The sequence below is a fragment of the Clostridium sp. 7_2_43FAA genome (assembly GCF_000158375.2).
GTDB lineage: Bacteria > Bacillota > Clostridia > Clostridiales > Clostridiaceae > Clostridium > Clostridium tertium.
The window spans coordinates 722,604-743,617 of the sequence record NZ_JH815222.1 but is presented as its reverse complement, the minus strand read 5'-3'; the positions used below and the strand labels follow the sequence as shown (position 1 = coordinate 743,617).

Sequence of the window (21,014 nt, the reverse complement as noted above, 5' to 3'; positions counted from 1 at the left end):
ATTTGTATATATACTAATTCATAAAAAAAGGAATTCAGCAATAGCCGAATTCCTTTTAAATATTATGCAAGTTTTAAATGAATTAATTTGCCTTTAAAATCACCATGTAAATTAGTTAAATTAATTCCAGCAGTCATCAATGCTCCACCAGATATAATTTCTCCGGTTTCTTCATTTTTATAAAATTTCTCTTCTATTAATCCCTTTAACTTTATTCTTCTGCTATGGTAATTTGCTCTTTCAAATACTTGTACACAAGTTACTAAGACTTCACTCTTATCTTTAGATACTACTGACCAAGCATCAAATGAGTTATTTTCGGAAAAGTTTTGTATTCTATAGTAATCACCACTTCTTACTAAGTCATTATACTTATGATACATTTCTATTTGTTCTGGTATCATATCTCTATCTTCCTCAGGAATTCTTGTTACATCAAGCTCATATCCAAAGGTTCCGGCAAGAGCTACATAACCTCTAGTTTCAAAAGGCGTAGTTCTTCCAACTGTATGATTTGGACAATCACTAACATGAGCACCTATAGCTGAAAGTGGATAAACCATAGATGTTCCTTCTTGTATTTTTAATCTTTCAATTGCATCTGTATCATCAGAGCACCATATTTGAGGACTATAATAAAGCATTCCTGGATCGAATCTTGCTCCTCCACCGGAACAGTTTTCTAATAAAATATGTGGAAAATCTTTAGTTAATCTATCCATCATATCATATACTGCTAGAACATACCTGTGTAATAATTCTCCTTGATTTTCTGATTTCAATCCAAGGCTTCCTAAATCTGTTAGTTGCCTATTCATATCCCATTTTACATAAGTTATATTTGCACTTGATAAAACTTTTTTTATACTATCATATATATAATCTAATATTTCTTTTCTTGATAAATCTAAAACATATTGTTCTCTACATAATGCAGGTTCACGACCTGGTATTTTAATACACCAATCCGGATGTTTTCTAAATAGTTCTGAGTCTCCTGATATCATTTCTGGTTCAACCCATATTCCAAATTCCATACCAAGTTTGTTTACTTCATCAACTAAATTCTTAAGTCCACCACTTATCTTATCTTCATTTACAAACCAATCACCCAATGATGAATTATCAGCATTACGCTTTCCAAACCAACCATCATCCATAACAAGCATTTCAATTCCTAATTTTGATGCTTCTTTTGCTATAGATAATAGTTTTTCTGTATTAAAATCAAAATAAGTTGCTTCCCAATTATTTATTAATATTGGACGCTTTTTGTCTTTATATTCTCCTCTTATTAAATTATTTCTATATAAATCGTGGAAGGTTCTTGTCATCTTTCCTATGCCTTCATTTGAATAAACCATAACAACTTCTGGAGCTATAAATTCTTCATCTTTATTTAATAACCAATTAAAATCTTCTGGATTTATCCCCATTACAACTCTAGTTGTATTAAATTGACATCCTTCAATTTGTGCAAAGAAATTTCCTGAGTAAACAAAATTAAACCCATATACATTACCATAGTCATCTGTTGCTTTGCTATCTAATAATGCTATAAATGGATTATCTTGATGACTTGATTCTCCCCTAATTGTTGATACTACTTGTTTTCCATAACCAATTTTCTTTCTTTGCACATGCCTTTCTCTAGCCCAAGACCCATGAAGTGATATCATATCATAATCTATATCATCAAAGTCGATACATGTAGATAAAACCTTCGTTAAATTAATTTTATCTTCACTTAAGTTTTTAACCTTTACACTTCTTGTAATAACATCTAAATTCTCAAAAGTGGTATAAACAAGTACAACTTGTAAATTTAAATACATATCTTCACAAGTTATTTCAAGGCTTGTACATTCATTTTCATCTCCAAAGGTAGCAGGCAATCCATTAAGCTCTTTTTTACCTTTATAAATTTCATGTGACTTATATTCAAGTTTCACTTCTGAATGCCCATTTTTATCTATAACTCTTATTGACGATTCCCTAAAATCTCCAATTCCATGAGTTGAATATTCAAAAGGAAAACTATCATAAAAAGATACTCTATCTCTATTATTTTTTGATGGAACATATGGTGGTTCATTAATTCTCATTAAATAATTTATATCTTCATCAATTACTTTCTTACCAAAATAAACATGTCCTAAAAATTTTTCTTCATCTACAATAGAAATAATGTATGATGTATCTTTTGAATCAAGTTTAAATACATTATACTTTTCTATAAATCTAATACCCATCTTTTATACCTCCATTACATAATACAATATTTAACCCAAATTTAATTATAACGTTTACTTTAAAATAACATAATTATTTATATTATTCAATACTGTTATAAATTACAATAATATTTGCAACAGTATCTTATATTTTGTTTATATTTATAAAAAGGTACAGTATTAATATTTTATTATAAAAATTAATACTGTACCTTCAAATTATCTTTTTATTAAATTTTATATATTTTTTACTTCATCTTTAATATACCTTTGTATATATATCTTATTTGCAAAAGCTATTACCATCGATCTTACTATCTCAGATTCAATAGTAAATTTCTTTGCTGAACTCGGCTCTGAAAAATCTCTTGTAGTAAATACTGATTTTATTGCCTTTTCAAGTTCTATACAAAAAAAATCATATGCCTCCTCTATAGGGCAAGTATCTATTTGCTTTCTTATTAAATAGCATATTTCTTGTAAGGTAAATACTTGCTTTAATGTACAAACTACAATTAAGTAAGCTAAATGTTTTTCATTATATCTTTTATCTTTTGGAGGATAAACTACCTTTTGTTTCACATAATTATTAAGCATTGTAGGTGTTAATAATTTTTCTTCATTATTAATATTTATTTCTTTTAATACATCTTCTATATATACAATGACTTGGTCCTTATATAACGAAACTTTTGGCAGTTCATTAAATCTTGGGCAATGGAATTCTAAAATATTTCTATGAATTCCACCTTTATTCCCTCTATCCATACTGCCTCTCCTATTTTTATGATTATTTTAATGAATCATGCTTTTTTATTACTTGTATCGCAACACATCCAGGTCCACCTTGAGTAGTAAATGCTGGACTTAACAAATTAATTTCTATATCTGCATCCTTAATATCTTCTAATATAATTTCTTTTGCCTCATTTGCTAAATCTTCTTTGCAAGCATGCGAAATATAAATTTTATAATTAGAATCTATATTTTTCTCTATAAATGTTTCACATATTTTTTTTACTGCTTTTTTATATGTACGTTTTGTAGTAAACTTTTCAAGAGATTTGCTGTCCTCTGAAAGAGTCATAACTGGTACTAATTTAATTGCACTGCCAATCTTACCAACTATAGATGATACTCTTCCCCCTCTTACCAAAAAGTCAAAATCATAAGGAATTAAGAATGAAGTTGATGTTTCAATAAACTTCATTATTTCATTTACTATTTGATTTCTCGTATAGCCAACTTCTACAAGCTTAACAGCTAAATCAACTAAATACCTGTGTGGCCCACATAAAGTTTTTGAGTTAATTACATCTATACGCTCCGGATTGTTATCCATACTTTTTGCCATACATGCTGAATTATATGTACCTGATAACCCATCTGCCATTGAAATATTTATTATTTCATCTTCTGGATATTTACTATATAAATCCAATACATGTCCAATAGATGGCTGTGAAGATTTTGGAACATGTCCTTCATTAATAATATCAATAAATTCTTCTGTATTGATATCCTCATATTCCCTATAGGTCTTGTTATCAATGCTAACTGTAAGAGGTGCAATATCAATATTATTAGCTTGTCCCTCTTTTATAGAATAAAGTGTAGATGAGTCTGATACTATTTTTATCATCTTTTTTCTCCAATTTCGTATTTTAATCTAATATACATAGTTTTAAAAACTATTTGTTTCAGATTATCATACTAAGTAATCGATGTCAATAATAATTATGTAACCATTTAAACGTAATTTTTTCCAACAAAATTTTGTGTTCCATTTATAGTAACTTTTAAAATTATATAAAATAATAAGAACCACCTTTTTAGATAGCCCTTATTAAATTTAAAAGTTAAAATCTACAGTTATTTATATAGTTTATGCTAAATCATTAAGAATAATTTAATTAAGAAAATTTCAATTGCAGTTTATTTTGATACTTTTCTAGATTATACATTACAAGATCATATCTTTTATATTTTAAATTTTAGCTAATATAAACCTTAGTACTTTCAGGAATATTATCATATATCCACTTTGCATTTTCTTTAGCTAATCTCACACATCCATCTGATAAAGCCATTCCAAGTCTTCCATCTCTTACACTACCATCCAAATTATAAATTATTGAGTGAAATAAATAATTTCCTTTAAACTGTGTATAATACCAGCATTTATAACCTCTCTCTACTCCAAAATACAATCCTTTAATTCCTATACTGAATGTTCCCTTTGGTGTTGGAGTAGATTTCTTTCCAATAGTACATAGATAACTATGAATAAGATTCCATTTATTTTTTGAACCACGAAATATGTTGACTTTAATTTTTTTGGTATCTACCCATATAAAATATTCAGTTGGGCTAGAAAAATCACTAGAATTAACAAATGCTGTAGTATTATTATTATAATCCTCTCCCCTTTTAAAGGAAAAAATTTTATTAATTATTTTCAAAATACTCTCTCCAAAATAAATACTTTCTAATTATACTATTCACATCAAATCAAATGTTGAAAATAAATGCTTATTTCATTATATTATTTGTCATTATATCTAATATCAATTTATTTTAAGATTCTATAATTATTTTATAAAATATTCCTCATCTTTTAGTAGAAATATTATCATGATAAGTTTCCCATTTTAATAATAAATCTAGCTTTTTATCAATTTGTCATAATATTCTATATTTTTCTTTAATGCTTCCATATTAAATTAATGTTTTATTAGCAAATCCTTACTTTCTTCATTTTGCTTTTATTTTGCTTATTGAGTACACTCATTGTAATAACTTAAAGGAGGATGATGCATATGTGGGGCTTTGAAATTAAGCTCTAGGTGTGGTTATTTAAATATCTAATATTATAAATATATTCGCCTCAACTTTATAGAGCTTAATAAATAATTATATTAGTTGTAATATTATATATAAAGTTATGAAAGAGGTATTTATTATGTCAAATTTAGCATTTAAAGTCTATGAAAGAAATGTAAAAGCAAATCAAAGTAAACTTAGAAAAACTGGACAAATCCCTGGGATAATATATGGGGAGTTCCTTGATCATACTATCCCAATAAAAATGTGTAATGCCGAGCTTAGAAGAATGCTTAGAAAAAATAATAGTGGATCTATTATAGAAGTTGAATTAGATGATAAAAAATTTAATTGCGTAGTTAAAGATGTTCAGAAAAATAATCTACATGAAATAGTACATGTAGATTTTCAATATATTAAACCAAATGAAGTAATAAAAATGAGAATTCCTATTAAAATAATTGGACAAGAAAATCTAGAATCTAGACGATTAACATTAGAAACTCATAATTTATTTATAGATTTACAAGGTAATGTTGAAAAAATTCCAGAATCCATTGAAATAAATGTTTCTGATATGAACGTTGATGATAAAGTATTAATCGAAGATATTGTTATTCCAGAGGATATAACAATTTTAACTGACCCTAAAACTCTATTGGCTGTTGTAAGTAGTCAATATATTTAATTCTAATTTTATAATTAAATATTTATAAAAAGAAAAAGCTATACACTGCACTGTATAGCTTTTCCCATGGCAAAATATACTTTAATTTTAAGAAGTTCTGAACCTTATACTTTTAGCTAGAATGATTATCTAGAGTAGAACTCAACTATTAAATTTTCATTAATTTGTATTGGAATTTCTTCTCTTAATGGATATCTAGTATATACAGCCTTAAATTCATCTAAGTTAGAATCTATGTAAGGTAAAGTATTTACATGCCCATTTATGTTTGAAATATAATTTGGAGATTTTCTTGCCTTTTCTGTTAAAGAAATTTCTGTTCCTGGTTCTACCTTATATGATGGAATATCAATTTTCTTTCCATCAACTAAAATATGTCCATGATTAACCATTTGCCTTGCAGCTCTTATAGAATTAGCAAATCCAATTCTATATACAAGGTTGTCTAATCTCGATTCAAGTCTTAATAATAAAGCTTCTCCAGTTGTACCTTCTTTAGTTTTAAAGGCATCTTCAACATATTTTTTAAACTGCTTTTCTAAAACTCCATAATATGCTCTTAATCTTTGCTTTTCTAATAGTCTTACACCATATTCTGATAACTTTTTATCTGCTCTACTTGTTCCCTTTACAGCTCTATTCATAGCTTTTGGATGTCCATAAACATTCAATCCAAGTCTTCTACTCTGTTTAAATCTTGGGCCTCTTTCTCTAGCCATGGTTTTCCTCCTTTTTAAAATTAAATTATGTAATTATAATATCATACCTTCTCAATAATTGAAAATCATTATCATTTAGTTTTTGCCTATTATCTTAATTTATTTTTAAATTCCTTAATATTTCTCACTAATTGATAATATTTATCATTTGTGTTGTACCATATCTATATCTTCAATTTTATCTTAACCATCACTATAAATATTATTCTACTCTCTTAAAACCCCTTTTATTTGCCTATTTATATCCCTATAACCAATTCACGTACTTTATTTTATAGAATCTTATTTTTTCATTGCAATTTTTGTAATATTTATATATAATTAATTTTAAATATTGTCATAGTTTATTTTTAGGAGATTTTAAAATGATAAAAAATATAAATTTATCTGAAACGCTAAAACTTAATATATTTTTCTTTAGCCTTTTTAGTTAGGTTTGTATTTATCGGTTTATATATTGACCATAGATACAAACACTTAATCGTTTGTATCTATGGAGGCTAAAGTTAATTTATTAAAGCCACATAGGTATCCACTATGTAGCTTTTAATCCTAGGCCTAAAGCCACATAGTAAATTCTATGTGGCTTTTTTATTTATAAAATATGGAAAGAGGTACTACTATGAAAAAAAATAAAAATAAGGACGTATTAATTATTGCTTTTGCAGTCTTCTCTATGTTTTTTGGAGCAGGTAATCTGATTTTTCCTCCATTTATAGGATTGACATCTGGTCATAAATGGATTGTAAGCTTTTTGGGCTTTATATTATCTGATGTAGGACTTATTCTTTTATCAATAGGAGCAATAGCACGTGCAGGCTCTTTTAAATCAATTTTAAAAAAATCAGGTAATAAATTTGGTCTTACTCTAGAAATTGTAATTATGCTTTGTTTAGGTCCAATATTAATTGTACCAAGAACAGCTGCTACAACTTTTGAAATGAGTGTACAACCATTGTTTGAATCAGTTAACCCAGTTTTATTTTCAATTTTATTCTTTTCTATAGTTTTAATATTAACTATAAAACCAACTAAAGTTATGGATATACTTGGTAAATTTTTAACTCCAATTTTACTATTTTCCCTATTGGTTTTAATAATAAAAGGAATCATTTCTCCTATTGGATCTTTGAATCTCGATATACAATCTAATAACTTATTTATGACAGGATTAACACAGGGTTATCAAACAATGGATCCATTGGGAAGTGGAGGTATTACTGCTCTAATAATTACATCATTTTTAAATAGGGGATATACTAAAAAAGAAACTATAGGACTTACTATAAAATCAGCTATAATATCTGCAATAGCTCTTACTTTAGTATATGGTGGATTAACTTATTTAGGAGCAACTGCCTCTAATATTTATAATCCAACTATTTCTCAAACTACACTATTAATTAGTATAACAAATGATTTGTTAGGAAATTCTGGAACAATAATATTAAGTATAGTTGTTGCTTTTGCGTGCCTTACTACAGCAATAGGCTTAACTTCTGTCACAAGCAAATATTTTGAGGATATTACTAATAAGAAAATTAAATATAATTACATAGTTATTTTTATTTGTACTTTTAGCGCTATTATTTCTAACTTTGGAGTTGATAAAATAATATCAATTTCTGCTCCAATATTAACAATAATCTATCCGGTTTCAATTGCATTAATCCTAATGAATTATTTTAAAAATATATTTACTAAAATTGAAATTTTTAAAGGTGTTGCATATTCTACGCTTTTAGTGAGCTTGCTTACTGTAATTGATAGTTTAGGAGTAAATATAAACTTTATTCATAAGCTACCTTTCTCAAGCTTTGGTTTTAACTGGATTATCCCAGCTATAATAGGAGGATTTATAGGCTTCATTTTTAGTCATATCACTTCAAAAAAATTAATGTTTTTTAATTTTTGTAATAAAAGCAAATAAAAAAAGTAGCTGTGGCACTAAATAATTAGTGCACAGCTACTTTTTTGTAAAAAATAAATCTCAAACTCTATGAGTTTAAGATTTATGGTAAAATATCTTTATTCGAAAAAAACATTTTACAAAAAGATTATATTTCTTAATATCATTCTTTAGCTATTTTCATTATTTCCTTAGCATGATTAGTTAATGTATCAAAATCTCCTGAGTTTACCATATCCTTATTAGTTATATAATTACTAATTCCTGCACCTACAAATCCTAAATTTAAGAAATCTCCTAAGTTTTCTGGAGTAACTCCTGCAGCTGCAATAAACTTAACATTATTTATTGGACCTAATATATCTCTTACATACTTTAATCCTAATGTACCTGCTGGGAATAGTTTTACAAAATCTGCACCAGCTTTATGTGCTGATAAAATTTCAGTTGAAGTCATAGCACCTGGTATTGTTACTAAATCTAATTCATTTGCTAGCTTTATTATTTCAACATCTGAATTTGGAGCTAAAATATATTCTGCTCCTGAGTTTTTTGCAGCATAAACTTGCTCTGTAGTAATAACAGTACCTGCTCCAAACTTAACTTTGCCATTAAATTTAGAAGTTAGCTCTTTAATTGCTTCTGAAGTTTTTTCAATACAGTTTTCATCACCTTGATCAAATGTTACTTCAACTAACTTAACTCCGCCATTGTACAAAGCTTCTACTAATTGAACTAACTTTTCTCCATAAATCCCTCTACAAATTGCAATTATTTTATTTTTTTCAATAAAATTGATTATATCTTTTTTCATTTTGTACACCTTCTAAATATATTTTTCTATTGTTTATTTTATTATTATATCACAATACTATTTTCATTAATTTAATTTCAATAATTTTTAGAAATTTTGTATATATTACTATTCTTTTATTTTTTTAAACAATCCTCTGGATTTAATTTTATATATTCCCATTTTCCATTACTATTTTGAACATATTGAGATACTTCTATATCATAATCATTAGTTAAAGTATAGAATTGTATTTTATAGTTCTTATTGTCGTTTCCTAGGAAATATATATTCTTAACATAGCCATCCACCTCTGTTTTTCCCATCTTTTTAATAAGCTTGCACCAGTTTCCATATTCTATTTCAACCTTTGAGGCCCCATCATATACCCATCCATGATATGGTGCACAAAGATAATTTTCAGGTGTAATACTAATATCTAATATTTTAAATCCATCTCCTGATTTACCTAACTCTATAAATCCATAGTAATAAGTAAAACTTGCAATGTTATTTTCTAAAGCTTGTATAACTTCTATTTCATAAAAATACTTTAAATTTTCATTATCACTTTGAACTTCTTTATACTTTATTAAACTTATATGAAACATATTAGAAAATGAATCTTTATAAGTATTGAAACTTACCTTTTTCTTATATTCATAATCAAAAAAATTATATGCTATTGGATAAGGCCTATTCCCATCCCCCAATGAACCACAACCTATGTATTTACTATCTGAAGGATTAGCTGCTTCCCTTAAAAGTGAAAAATAATTCAAGATCGTATCTTCTGGACTCTTTATAAACTTTATTGGAATAGATATATCATTTACTTCTTTATCATAATAATTATTAATAAGTTCATTAACTTCATCTTTATTATTTAATACTGGCAGCTTTGATGGTCTAAAGTACTTTTCGTTGTTTATTATAGTAACTACTTCTTTTTCTTGTTGTTCTTCTAGCTCTTGATTTATGACAAATGCTCCTGCAATAAAATCCTTTTTATTATTTATTATTACGTATTTATAAAATATAAATCCAAAACAAAATAACGCTAATAAACATAATAATAAATAACCTATTCTTTTTTTAATATAAATTACCATTTAATACTCTCCATTATAATATACTTAATAAATATCTATTATAATGTTTATTCCAAAAAAATTTGAAAATTACTTAATCTATTGCGAAAGTAAAAAAGCGCAATCTCAGTAATCTATTTAATGTACAATTTAATTTATTCAATTTCAAGTAAGCTTTATTGCCTAGAAAAAGTTAATTTTTTTATTTTTATAAAGGGAGTCGCGTTTTAAACTGATACCTATAGACTAGACACTAAAATAAAAGGGTTTATGTCTATAGGTATTTTTTATATAATTAAATAAACAGATGGAGGTTACTGAATGGGTAGATTTTTATTAACGAGAGAAGATATTGAAAAATTAGAAAAGAATAAATATGTAGCTAAAGCAAGTGAAACAACAATAACTTATACTTTTGAGTTCAAAAGATTATTTATAGATGAATATATTGCTGGAAAACCAGCACGGAAAATTTTTGCTGAAAATGGATTTGATATAGCTATGATTGGAATTAAAAGAGTTGAAGAATCAGCTGCTAGATGGAAGAAAGCTTATGATAAAGGTGGTATTCTAGCTTTAGATAAAGCCACAAGAACCCCACGTTACCGTAATGTTAATCGAGAATTAACGAAAGAAGAAATTATAGAAAGACAAGAAGCTAAAATCAAGCTACTTGAAGCACAGGTAGAACTATTAAAAAAATTAGACGAGAAAGAAAGGTTGCTGATAAATAAAAATAAAGGATTGAATGCTAGCAATAAATTTGAATTAATAAAATCTACAATTGAAATGTATAATTTTAAAATGTTAACAGGATACTTTTGTAAGATTTTAGATGTTTCACGCTCGGGATATTACAATTATATAAATTCAGTAGATATACGAAAGCAACGTGATAACCAAGACTTATTTACTAAAAATCTAATTTTAAAGGCTTTTAACCGACGTGGATACAAGAAAGGTTCTAGGTCTATTAAAATGATCTTGGAAAATGAATACAATGTAATTTATAGCTTAAAAAAGATACAACGAATAATGAAAAAATATGAAATTATATGTCCACATAGAAAAACTAATCCTTATAAAAAATTGCAAAAGCAACTAAAGAGCATAGAACTGTTTCGAATCTTTTAGAAAGAAATTTCAAGCAAGGAACTCCTGGTTTGGTTTTATTAACTGATATTACATATTTGCCATACGGCGAAAACGATATGGCTTATTTGTCAACCATTCTAGATGCCGCAACAGGTGAAATCTTAACCCATCATATGTCTAAACGAATTACTCTAGATATAGCGACAGAAACAATACTAAAACTAAAAAAACAGAAGAAAGTAAAGTTAGCTGCAAATGCATTTATCCATTCTGACCAAGGCTCACATTATACAAGTCCTATATTTCAAGCCTTACTGAAGGAAAATGACTTGGGTCAATCTATGTCTCGCCGTGGAAACTGTTGGGACAACGCCCCACAGGAATCTTTCTTTGGTCATTTGAAAGACTCTGTTAAATCTAAGAAGTGTAATTCATATGAAGAACTTAAAAGTAAAATTAATAAATATATAATTTATTATAATAACTACAGGTATAAATGGGATCAAAAAAAGATGACCCCTGTTCAATACAGAAATCATCTTCTTTATGCATAACCCTTTTTTTTATAATGTCCTTGACATAGGTATCAGTTTATTTCGCGACCCCCTTTTATACTTCTATATTAATTTTTTCTAAAGGGTATCACGAAACGTTATATTCTTTAAGTTATTTATTTACTTAAACTAATTTTTAAATATAATTTTTTATCTATTATTTACATATGCATAAAATTAAATATTTTTAATACTATTCGTAAAAAAGGAGCTCTAATTTAAGCTCCATTTTTATCAACTTCATTAAAATTTATTTATATATATTTCTTTAATTTTAATAATGTAATTTATAAACTTTTATTAAGTTAAAGATTTTTCCTCTTCACTAACTTTATTTAAAGCTCGTAAAAATAATTCTATAGGTTGAGCTCCTGATACTGTAAATTTTTCATTGAATATAAAGAATGGTACCGCATTTATTCCATAACGCCCTGCCAGTTCTTCATCGGCTCTTACTAAATCACTATATTTATTACTATTTAATACATTTATTGCTTCTTCTTTATTTAATCCAACATTCTCTGCTATTTCAACCAAGGTATTAAAATCACTTACGTTTTTAGAATCTGTAAAATATGCTTTAAATAAAGTTTCTGTCATTTCCTCCATCTTACCATACTCTTTTGCAAAATGAATCATTCGATGAGCATCAAAAGAATTTGTTGGAACTAAAGTATCAAAGTTATATTCTAATCCTAATTCCTTTGCTTGATTTACTATATTATCATTATTTAACTTAGCCTCTTCATAAGTAATTCCATACTTATTAGCAATAAGTTCATGTATGTTCTTATCATTATGCTTTTCTGCACTAGGATTTAATTCAAAACTACGATATATAATTTCTATATCTTCCTTTTTATCAAATTTTTCTAAAGCTACTTCAAATTTACGTTTTCCTATATAACAAAATGGACAAAATATATCTGACCAAATTTCAACTTTCACTTCTCTTCCTCCTTACTGTATAGATATTTTAATTGATTATTTGTATATTTTTAATTATCTCCAAATTATTTCTGCATTTTTCCTTGGGGTAGTTCTTAAATACTTTATATTAGGATATCCAATAACCATACAAGTTACAATTTGTTTACTTTCATCTAAACCTAAATAATCCATTATCTTTTTATTTCCTTGTGCCGCTCTAATAAAGAAACCACTAAAGAATGTTCCAAGTCCTAATGCATTAGTCATAAGTTCCATATTTGAAGATGCAAGCGCTCCATCTACTTGTGAATTAGATACTACAAGTACTACTGCTGGGGCATTAAAGAATAATCTATCCCCTTTTTTCGGATCAACTTTACAATCTTCATACATTTGTACCCACATCTCTGCATAAGTTTTAATCTTCATAGTCTCTTCTGTTAAGTTATTAAGTATTCCTTGTCCCATTTGGCTTAAACTTTCTAAAGTCATTTCTCTTAAATTATCAATTCCATCTTTTATAACTATATAAGATACATCTTGACTATTACTTCCTGTTTGAGTAAATCTACCTGCTTCAATAATTTTTAGAAGTTTTTCATTTTCTACATCTTTATTTTTAAAATTTCTTATACTTCTTCTATACTTGATAAAATTAAGTAAATTATCTTCATCTATTTCAAACGCTTCTTTATTATAGTCTTTCACGTCATCCATATTATATTCATCTGTTGATACTGCATTTTTAGGACAAACTGCTATGCAATGACCGCATTTAAAACATGTAATATTATTTATATTAGCTTTCCCATCAACTAGGTTTATATCTCTTACTATACAATCATTAATACATAAACTACATCCAATACATTTTTCTTTATCTACTTTCATCATAATATATTCCCCCATTTTCTTTTGACATAACTATAAATAAATTTTATAATTATTTATCATATTAAATTAAATCCAAAATTTCATATTGTGATTATATCATTATAAAATAACATATGTCTAATTGATAATTTTCATAAAACTATAACTAATAGTTATAGTTTTTATATGATTACTATAACCTTAAAACGTACTATACTTTTGCTACATTAATTTTCTTTTATAATTCCATTAGCTAATAAGTTTTTAAACTGTCTTGTAAATTTAAATTAGATTAACTAATCTTATAAATATAATCATATACTTTACCTTAAGGAGAATAAAATGAACTTACAACAACTAGAATACTTTAAAATAATTGCTGAAGTCGAAAATTTTACAAAAGCCTCTAATTTACTTTCAGTAAGTCAACCTGCATTAAGTAAGGCAATTTCAAAACTCGAGGAAGAATTGGGAGTTCCTTTATTCGAAAAAAGTGGACGTAACATTAAACTAACAAGGTTTGGAAAAATGTTTTTATCTCATACAAAAACTGCATTACTTGAAATAAATAAAGGTATAAAAGAATTAAAAGAAATAACTAATTCTAATACTGATAGTATTTCTATATCTTCTACATCTAGTGTAGGTACATATTTTATGCCTTTTATAATAAGTAATTTTTTAAATGAAAATCCAAATACTAAATTTCAATTTAATCATGAATCAGCAAAAATATAATATGTGATTTGAAATCTGGAAAAATAGATTTAGGATTTTATGAGTGTATAGAACATATTAATATACCTTCTGAAATTGAATCAATTCCTATAAGAAAAGAAGAATATGTATTAATAGTTCCTAAAAATCATTATCTTTCAAATAAATCTGAAGTATCTTTAAAAGAATTAGAAAATGAGTCCTTTGTTGCTTTTTGCATAGATAGTAAAGATAAGATGATTTCATACTCTGAATTCTTAGGTTATATTCCTAAAATATCAATAAGACCTAGTGAAGCAAGTATGCTAGAAGGTTTAGTTGCGGCAGGCGCTGGAATATCAATAGTTCCAAACACACCAATTATCAACACAAATTCTGTTTCTATCTTGAAGATAAAAGAAAAAATTAAAGATAAAACTATTTATATGGGATGGCTTAAAGATGCATATATGTCCCCTATAGCAAAAATATTTAAAGATTTTGTTATTTCAACTATTTAAAAGTTATAAAAGAATCTATAATGTTATTAAAACAGTTAATATAGATTCTTTTAACTTTTTAACTATATAACCTTAATTGTATTATAAAAAATTACTTTTACTAATATAATTTTCTATTCTTCTTATAAATTTATCACAATCACCTTTATTACTAAATGCTCTTTTAGAAATTATCGATATTAATCTACTTTCTTTTGTAACAAAAAAATAATTATTATATTCCTTTAAAACTAGGTCCTTACTCCAGTTTAATCCTACGCAAATATCCTTATTATAGGTATAAATCCCATTTTCATTTATAAATACAACCTGATAATTAGATTCTGATTCCTCATTATCTTTATTAATAAATAATTTTCTCATTAAAGTCTTCTTTATTAGCAAAGGAATACCAATCAGATTAAAAGTTGCTACAGCTAAAACTATTAATAGAAATATCATTTTTCTATTGTCAAAATAAGAAAGCATCAAATAAATAACAAATAAAGCTAAGCATTGCATTATTATAACTGGTAATATAACTTTAATTATTATGTTTATAATTCTTTTTTGAGAAAATAAATACTTTATGGATATTTTTATATCTTCAATATCTAAGTTAAATTTATTAGTATAAATATTTTTATCCCCTAACTTTGGATCAGAATTATTATCATCATTTTTGTTAATTTCTTCTATAAATTTATCGTGTTCGTTCAAATGATTTAATACGCTTAAAGGAATGTATATATTATTTTTATCATTTTTATATGAAATAATGATAAATAAATCATCTTCTTTTATATGGCTAATATTACTTACTTTAAACATTATACTTTCTGTAGATGAAAAATAACTAAATATATTATTCTTCAGTAAATTTAAATGTATAATCCATATTATCACCTCTCCTCCTTAATATCTAAATTCTATTTAATAATTTTATATATCCTTAATATACCTTTTTCAAAATAAATCCCTAAAAGTTCTATTTAAACTTCTATTTATTATTTAAAATATAAATAATAATTTTCTCCACCCCAAACTAAAGCTCTCATTAAAATAATAAATCGAATATTATAGTTCTAAATAAAATAGAAAAAGCAGTATATAACTTAACAAAACTATATACTACTTTTTTCATTAACTATTCAATTGTATGTCCTGAATTCTCTATACAAGCTCTTATTCCTTGTTGTGTAGCTGGTTTATTATACATAACTTCGACTGAACCTCTTGCCATATCAACACAAACTTGATTAACACCTTGAACTTTTTCTAATGAATTTTTTAATTGTGTTTTCATATTTTCATTAGCTATTCCACTAATATTACAATGTAATCTTTCCATATTATATCTCCTTTCAAAATTGATACAAATATAGTATGTTCATAATACATTAATATATATTCTATAACTCTTAACAATTAATATTTCACTATAATTTATACTATTGACATCTTATATTATTTCATTCAATATTATTAGAAATTAAGTTTATCTAGATAGTACTCTTGTCTACGAAAATTTCATAATACTACTTTTAATATTATTAATTTTTATGTTCTTTACTTTATGCTTCGTATACTATTTAAATCAGAACTACATAACACTTCTAGATTTTCAGATATTTTTTCTTCGGGCCAGTTCCACCACTCTAATTCTAAAAGATATTCTATTAACTCATCATAAAATCTTTTCTTTATAAATTTAGCAGGATTTCCGCCTACAATACTATATGAGTCAACATTTTTTGTAACAACTGAATTAGCAGCTATAATAGCTCCATCACCAATTTTAACACCTGTCATTATTGTTACATTTTGTCCTATCCAGACATCATTCCACACTATAGTATCACCCTTATAAGGTAAATCTTCTATTGCAGGAGTGGATTTTTCCTATCCATTACCCATAATGTTAAATGGATAGGTAGTTACACTATTCATTCTATGATTTGCACCATTCATAATAAATTCTACACCACTTGCAATAGCACAAAATTTTCCTATAACTAACTTATCACCAATAAACTCATAATGATGAGTTACATGCTTTTCAAAGTCTTCTCCTGAGAAATAATAATAATAATCTCCAACTTCAATATTAGAATTTTTTATGGTGTTTTTTATAAAACATATAGTTTTAATATTTGCATTTGGATATATATCATTTGGATTGGGCCCTAAATTTTTTCAACATAAAAACCTCCTTCTAAATATTCACCTCTTTGATTAATATTACATAAATTGTATAAGATTAATTTCCTAATGTAAATATGAATTATTATAAGATTATATTTATTAATTGATACTCAATCCAGTTATTGGTATAATTGTGGATAATTTAAGAAACTAAAATGAAAGGAGTACTTAATAATGAATTTGAGGTAGATAAAATTAATTCTTTTCTTAATGATTTAACAAAAGAATTTAAAAAACTTAATTATGCATCTTATAAGCCTTTCAGTATCCAACTTCAATATAATCCAAACTATAGAAAATATAGAAATCCAGAAATTATATTGTCAATATTAAATAAACTAATAGATTTTTCTATTATGCATAATTTAGTTACCGGCTGTAGCTCTTGTGGAGAAAATACTGAAGTATCTCCATTTTTACTAGGCACTACTGGTATTCCTTGTTGCAAAAACTGCCAATTAGAAATTAAAAATACTATAAGTGAAAATCAAAATAACATTCAAAATACAAATAATAATATAATCGGAGGAGTTGTAGGTGGATTTATAGGAGCTCTACTTGGTTCTATAGTTTTGATCTTAATATACCAAATGAATTATATAGCTGCAATTGCCGGACTAGCTATTGCTATATGTTGCATTAAAGGTTATTAGTTGCTTGGTGGAAAGCTTAATATAACAGGAGTTATTATCACCTCTATAATCACTATTATAATGGTATATTTAGCAAACCAGATTTCATTAGCTATAGATATTTATTCAGAATTTAAAGCATATTATGAAATAACATTTTTCGACGCATTAAAATCTGTTCCAGATTTTTTATCAGAACCTTCAATTAAAGTCGAGTTTATGAAAAATTTACTTATTGGTTATCTTTTAACATTTATAGGTTCAGCATCATATATAAAAAAGTCCTATAAAGATGCTAATTTTAAGATAAAAGCTGAAGAAATAGAGTTATAAAAATGTAAAATAAAGTAAGTCAAATTTATTATTTTTCATATAATAATATTGTTATTACTTTTTGGTTAGGTGATTATCATTAAACTCTACGACGGAATAAATATAAATGAATTACAATTACTTGGTAGTGGAACTCAAGGAAAAGTGTACAAAATAGATACAGAAAAGTGCATAAAAATTTTTAAAAAGAAACAATCTTGTAGGAATGAAATCCACACCTTACTTATGGCTCAAACAAATTCACATTTCCCTAAAATATACTCATATGGTGAAAAGCACATCATAAGAGAATATATAGATGGAACAGAGTTAAATAAATATTTGTTATCTCGTCCTCTTACATCAGATATCTCAAGTAAAATCATAGAGATTTATGAGGCCATGTATTCTATAGGATATACACGATTAGATTCTGCTTTATTCCATATATTTTTAACACCATTAAATGATGTTAAACTTATTGATACCGCAAAAGCAATGAAAAAGAAAACCGTATATCCTAAGTTAATTATTAAGGGATTAAACAATCTTGGCTACAAAGAAGATTTTTTAAATTTCGTTGAAACTGAAAGACCTGAGATTTATTCTAGATGGCTAAAATATTGTAAGTAAATCTAATGCTGTTTTGCATCCAATTATTATATATATTTTTCAGTAGTATATATTAGAGACGAATATATTAAAGTACCTGCAATAACATCTAAAAAAATAAATGAATTTTAAATAGAAATAAAGTAAGGCTGTTGAAACTCAACAGCCTTTTATTATATTTTATATATTTATTATGAATTCTTCATTATTACACTTTCAACTACATTTGCTGCAGTTTCGCAAGCATCACAACATCTTTCAAAATACTTGAAAGTATCTGTCCATGTCATTAATTCAATGGGATCTTTTGAAGTAGTATAAAGATTTCTTATACTCATAATATATAACTTATCTCCTTCTTCTTCTAATCCATTTATATTTACTATTAATTTCTGAATTTCTTGTGATTTTTTATAATTACGAAATTCTTTCATTAAACCTTTTAACTCATTACAATTTTTTATTATTACATTAGCAAAATCTAAAGCTTCTTTTCTCATAGAAGTAATATTAAACATGTATATTCTCGCTAAGATATCTTCTATAGCATCCGTTACATTATCAATTTCATGAGCTAATTCTGCAATATCTCCTCTTTCGATAGGTGTAATAAACTCCTTAAGTAATTTATCCATCATATCGTGTTTTTTTAAGTCTGCTGAATGCTCAATCTTGTGCATCTCTTCTATTTTATTTTCTATTTTATTTACCTCAAAGTTTAATAAAGTATCATAAAGTAAATTTGCTGCACTACATGAATAATCTACTAACTCAGATAACATTTCAAAATAATCATTTCCTTTTTTAGTTGCCATTTTTAATCCTACTCCTTTGTAGTTTTATTTTATTAAAAAATCCAAATGAAAAACTTCGCCATTAAAAATCCGATAATACCACAACCTGGGAAAGTAAGAACCCATGTCCAAACCATCTCTTTAACAACACCCCAGTTTACAGAACTTAATCTCTTTGCTGCCCCGACTCCCATTATTGAAGTTGTTTTAGTATGAGTTGTGCTTACAGGAATTCCTGTTACGGAAGAAATAAGAAGGCACCCTGCTGCCGCTACATCTGCTGAAAATCCTTGATATTGCTCCAATTTAACCATATCCATACCAACAGCTTTTATAATTTTATATCCTCCTATAGAAGTACCTAAAGCCATAACTAAAGAACAAACTATCATTAACCATACTGGTATAACAAAGCTTTCAACTCCACCTTGTCCATTTGCTAAGAATATTCCAAGCATAAATACGCCCATAAACTTTTGTCCATCTTGAGCTCCATGCATAAATGCCATTGCAGCTCCTCCACCAATTTGTGAATATTTAAAGAAACCGCTTGTTTTTCTACGATCAAACCCTTTAAATATAAATTCTATAATCTTAACTGTTACCCATCCCATTCCAAAACCTAATCCGGTAGAAAGTACTAGTCCATAAATTACTTTTATCCACTCGCCTCCATTAATTCCGCTAAATCCACCCTGAAGAGCAATTGCCGCCCCTGATATGCCAGCAATTAATGCATGGCTTTCGCTTGTAGGAATTCCAAAATACCAAGCAGTAGTTGCCCAAACTACTATAGCAAATAATGAAGCACATAAAGCAACCAATGCATCGCCAGAGTTTCCTCCAAAATCAACCATATTATAAATGGTCATTGCTACATTTGCATTTACCATTGTCATTACAAAAACACCTAGAAAATTAAAGATAGCTGCCATTAATATTGCTGCACGAGGACCTATTGCTCTTGTAGATACACATGTTGCAATAGCATTAGGAGCATCTGTCCATCCATTTACTAAAATTACTCCTAATGTTAAAATTACTGTTATTAATAATGCAGGATTTTCTATTACTTGTCTTATAAATTCAAAGAAAGAAATAGTCATGAAATATCCCCTTTCATTTTTACGTTAATTTTTCATCTATATATGGTATAAAATTCAAATTTTATCTCAGAAATAAATATACATATATAATATTCTTCAGTATTGTAATAATATTATTCATAAAATTTTTACAATGTGATTATATAATATTTAATCTTAAAAATACAAGATAAATACACAGTTTATGCCCTTAAATCCGTGTTAAATTCTTGTTAAATAGCAAAGCATTGTAATAATAACCGTTTAAGAAGATTAAGTTAATTAATGTTAAATTCTTGTTAAAACGCTCGCCTAAAACTATTTTTTTCATCAATATTATATGTTTTCACTAGATTTTCGTAATATATTTTCTTATTTTTTGTGTATAATCTATCATTATAGAATATGATTTTTTCTAGGGTACTATTCTATCACTGATAAAAATTTAGGATATCTACAATCAATTAAA

General features: G+C 26.5%; 19 protein-coding genes and 2 pseudogenes. 7 read left to right on the top strand and 14 right to left on the bottom strand.

The window, feature by feature from the left end; all coding sequences use genetic code 11:
- Window positions 1-62: 62 nt before the first annotated feature.
- The 4 genes from CSBG_RS05065 to CSBG_RS05050 all read right to left on the bottom strand — a co-directional run bounded on the left by CSBG_RS05065 (window position 63) and on the right by CSBG_RS05050 (window position 4,690).
- Window positions 63-2,252, bottom strand: coding sequence for an alpha-galactosidase (locus tag CSBG_RS05065; RefSeq protein ID WP_008677637.1), 2,190 nt, complete (start codon window positions 2,250-2,252; stop codon window positions 63-65).
- A gap of 219 nt (window positions 2,253-2,471) precedes the next feature.
- Window positions 2,472-3,002, bottom strand: coding sequence for a DUF1836 domain-containing protein (locus CSBG_RS05060; RefSeq protein WP_008677636.1), 531 nt, complete (start codon window positions 3,000-3,002; stop codon window positions 2,472-2,474).
- A 22-nt stretch (window positions 3,003-3,024) separates the two neighbouring features.
- The gene (locus tag CSBG_RS05055; RefSeq protein WP_008677633.1) at window positions 3,025-3,876 is read right to left on the bottom strand and encodes a DegV family protein; all 852 of its coding nucleotides are present in this window, start codon (window positions 3,874-3,876) and stop codon (window positions 3,025-3,027) included.
- A 352-nt stretch (window positions 3,877-4,228) separates the two neighbouring features.
- On the bottom strand, window positions 4,229-4,690 hold the full coding sequence (locus CSBG_RS05050) for a L,D-transpeptidase (RefSeq protein WP_235840785.1): 462 nt from the start codon (window positions 4,688-4,690) through the stop codon (window positions 4,229-4,231).
- A gap of 506 nt (window positions 4,691-5,196) precedes the next feature.
- On the opposite strand from CSBG_RS05050, the gene CSBG_RS05045 reads away from it, so the two are divergent.
- Window positions 5,197-5,745 (top strand): 50S ribosomal protein L25, encoded by a 549-nt coding sequence (locus tag CSBG_RS05045; RefSeq protein WP_008677628.1) that lies wholly within the window; start codon window positions 5,197-5,199, stop codon window positions 5,743-5,745.
- A gap of 125 nt (window positions 5,746-5,870) precedes the next feature.
- Here the strand turns inward: CSBG_RS05045 and rpsD are convergent, their stop codons facing one another.
- Entirely contained in the window at window positions 5,871-6,464 is a 594-nt protein-coding gene (rpsD, locus tag CSBG_RS05040; RefSeq protein ID WP_008677626.1) for a 30S ribosomal protein S4, read from the bottom strand.
- 622 nt (window positions 6,465-7,086) lie between these two features.
- Here rpsD and brnQ point away from each other — a divergent pair.
- Window positions 7,087-8,394, top strand: a complete 1,308-nt coding sequence (gene brnQ, locus CSBG_RS05035; protein ID WP_008677624.1) for a branched-chain amino acid transport system II carrier protein — start codon at window positions 7,087-7,089, stop codon at window positions 8,392-8,394.
- Window positions 8,395-8,536: 142 nt separating this feature from the next.
- On the opposite strand, the gene CSBG_RS05030 is transcribed toward brnQ, so the two are convergent.
- Together CSBG_RS05030 and CSBG_RS05025 are read right to left on the bottom strand one after the other, a co-directional pair.
- Window positions 8,537-9,187 (bottom strand): bifunctional 4-hydroxy-2-oxoglutarate aldolase/2-dehydro-3-deoxy-phosphogluconate aldolase, encoded by a 651-nt coding sequence (locus CSBG_RS05030; protein WP_008677622.1) that lies wholly within the window; start codon window positions 9,185-9,187, stop codon window positions 8,537-8,539.
- 116 nt (window positions 9,188-9,303) lie between these two features.
- On the bottom strand, window positions 9,304-10,278 hold the full coding sequence (locus tag CSBG_RS05025; RefSeq protein WP_008677620.1) for a hypothetical protein: 975 nt from the start codon (window positions 10,276-10,278) through the stop codon (window positions 9,304-9,306).
- A 300-nt stretch (window positions 10,279-10,578) separates the two neighbouring features.
- On the opposite strand from CSBG_RS05025, the gene CSBG_RS05020 reads away from it, so the two are divergent.
- Window positions 10,579-11,906 (top strand): IS3 family transposase gene (locus CSBG_RS05020; RefSeq protein WP_242825265.1). Its coding sequence is split into 2 segments (ribosomal slippage): window positions 10,579-11,350 and window positions 11,350-11,906, totalling 1,329 coding nucleotides; the frame shifts between segments, so codons are not numbered across the junction.
- A 300-nt stretch (window positions 11,907-12,206) separates the two neighbouring features.
- On the opposite strand, the gene CSBG_RS05015 is transcribed toward CSBG_RS05020, so the two are convergent.
- Both CSBG_RS05015 and CSBG_RS05010 read right to left on the bottom strand, forming a co-directional pair.
- The gene (locus tag CSBG_RS05015; protein ID WP_008677614.1) at window positions 12,207-12,854 is read right to left on the bottom strand and encodes a DsbA family oxidoreductase; all 648 of its coding nucleotides are present in this window, start codon (window positions 12,852-12,854) and stop codon (window positions 12,207-12,209) included.
- A gap of 54 nt (window positions 12,855-12,908) precedes the next feature.
- Window positions 12,909-13,730: a nitroreductase family protein gene (locus tag CSBG_RS05010; RefSeq protein WP_008677612.1), complete on the bottom strand. Its 822-nt coding sequence runs from the start codon at window positions 13,728-13,730 to the stop codon at window positions 12,909-12,911.
- Between the two features lie 321 nt (window positions 13,731-14,051).
- Here CSBG_RS05010 and CSBG_RS05005 point away from each other — a divergent pair.
- Window positions 14,052-14,926: pseudogene (locus CSBG_RS05005) on the top strand (LysR substrate-binding domain-containing protein).
- Window positions 14,927-15,007: 81 nt separating this feature from the next.
- Here the strand turns inward: CSBG_RS05005 and CSBG_RS05000 are convergent.
- The 3 genes and pseudogenes from CSBG_RS05000 to CSBG_RS04990 form a co-directional block, all read right to left on the bottom strand.
- Window positions 15,008-15,811, bottom strand: coding sequence for a hypothetical protein (locus CSBG_RS05000; RefSeq protein ID WP_008677611.1), 804 nt, complete (start codon window positions 15,809-15,811; stop codon window positions 15,008-15,010).
- Window positions 15,812-16,052: 241 nt separating this feature from the next.
- Window positions 16,053-16,256, bottom strand: a complete 204-nt coding sequence (locus CSBG_RS04995) for a heavy-metal-associated domain-containing protein (RefSeq protein WP_008677610.1) — start codon at window positions 16,254-16,256, stop codon at window positions 16,053-16,055.
- A 218-nt stretch (window positions 16,257-16,474) separates the two neighbouring features.
- Window positions 16,475-17,074 (bottom strand): annotated as a pseudogene (locus CSBG_RS04990) (Vat family streptogramin A O-acetyltransferase).
- 191 nt (window positions 17,075-17,265) lie between these two features.
- Here CSBG_RS04990 and CSBG_RS17695 point away from each other — a divergent pair.
- From CSBG_RS17695 to CSBG_RS04980, 3 genes are all read left to right on the top strand, one after another.
- Window positions 17,266-17,763 carry a hypothetical protein gene (locus CSBG_RS17695; RefSeq protein ID WP_008677609.1) on the top strand — a complete coding sequence of 166 codons (498 nt, stop codon included), beginning with the start codon at window positions 17,266-17,268 and terminating at the stop codon, window positions 17,761-17,763.
- A 60-nt stretch (window positions 17,764-17,823) separates the two neighbouring features.
- Entirely contained in the window at window positions 17,824-18,075 is a 252-nt protein-coding gene (locus tag CSBG_RS17690; protein WP_147567999.1) for a hypothetical protein, read from the top strand.
- A gap of 69 nt (window positions 18,076-18,144) precedes the next feature.
- Window positions 18,145-18,687 carry a hypothetical protein gene (locus CSBG_RS04980; RefSeq protein ID WP_008677607.1) on the top strand — a complete coding sequence of 181 codons (543 nt, stop codon included), beginning with the start codon at window positions 18,145-18,147 and terminating at the stop codon, window positions 18,685-18,687.
- A gap of 170 nt (window positions 18,688-18,857) precedes the next feature.
- Here the strand turns inward: CSBG_RS04980 and CSBG_RS04975 are convergent, their stop codons facing one another.
- Together CSBG_RS04975 and CSBG_RS04970 are read right to left on the bottom strand one after the other, a co-directional pair.
- Complete coding sequence (locus CSBG_RS04975; RefSeq protein WP_008677606.1) at window positions 18,858-19,481, bottom strand: DUF47 family protein; 624 nt, start codon at window positions 19,479-19,481, stop codon at window positions 18,858-18,860.
- A 32-nt stretch (window positions 19,482-19,513) separates the two neighbouring features.
- On the bottom strand, window positions 19,514-20,566 hold the full coding sequence (locus CSBG_RS04970; protein ID WP_008677605.1) for an inorganic phosphate transporter: 1,053 nt from the start codon (window positions 20,564-20,566) through the stop codon (window positions 19,514-19,516).
- Window positions 20,567-21,014: the final 448 nt, after the last annotated feature.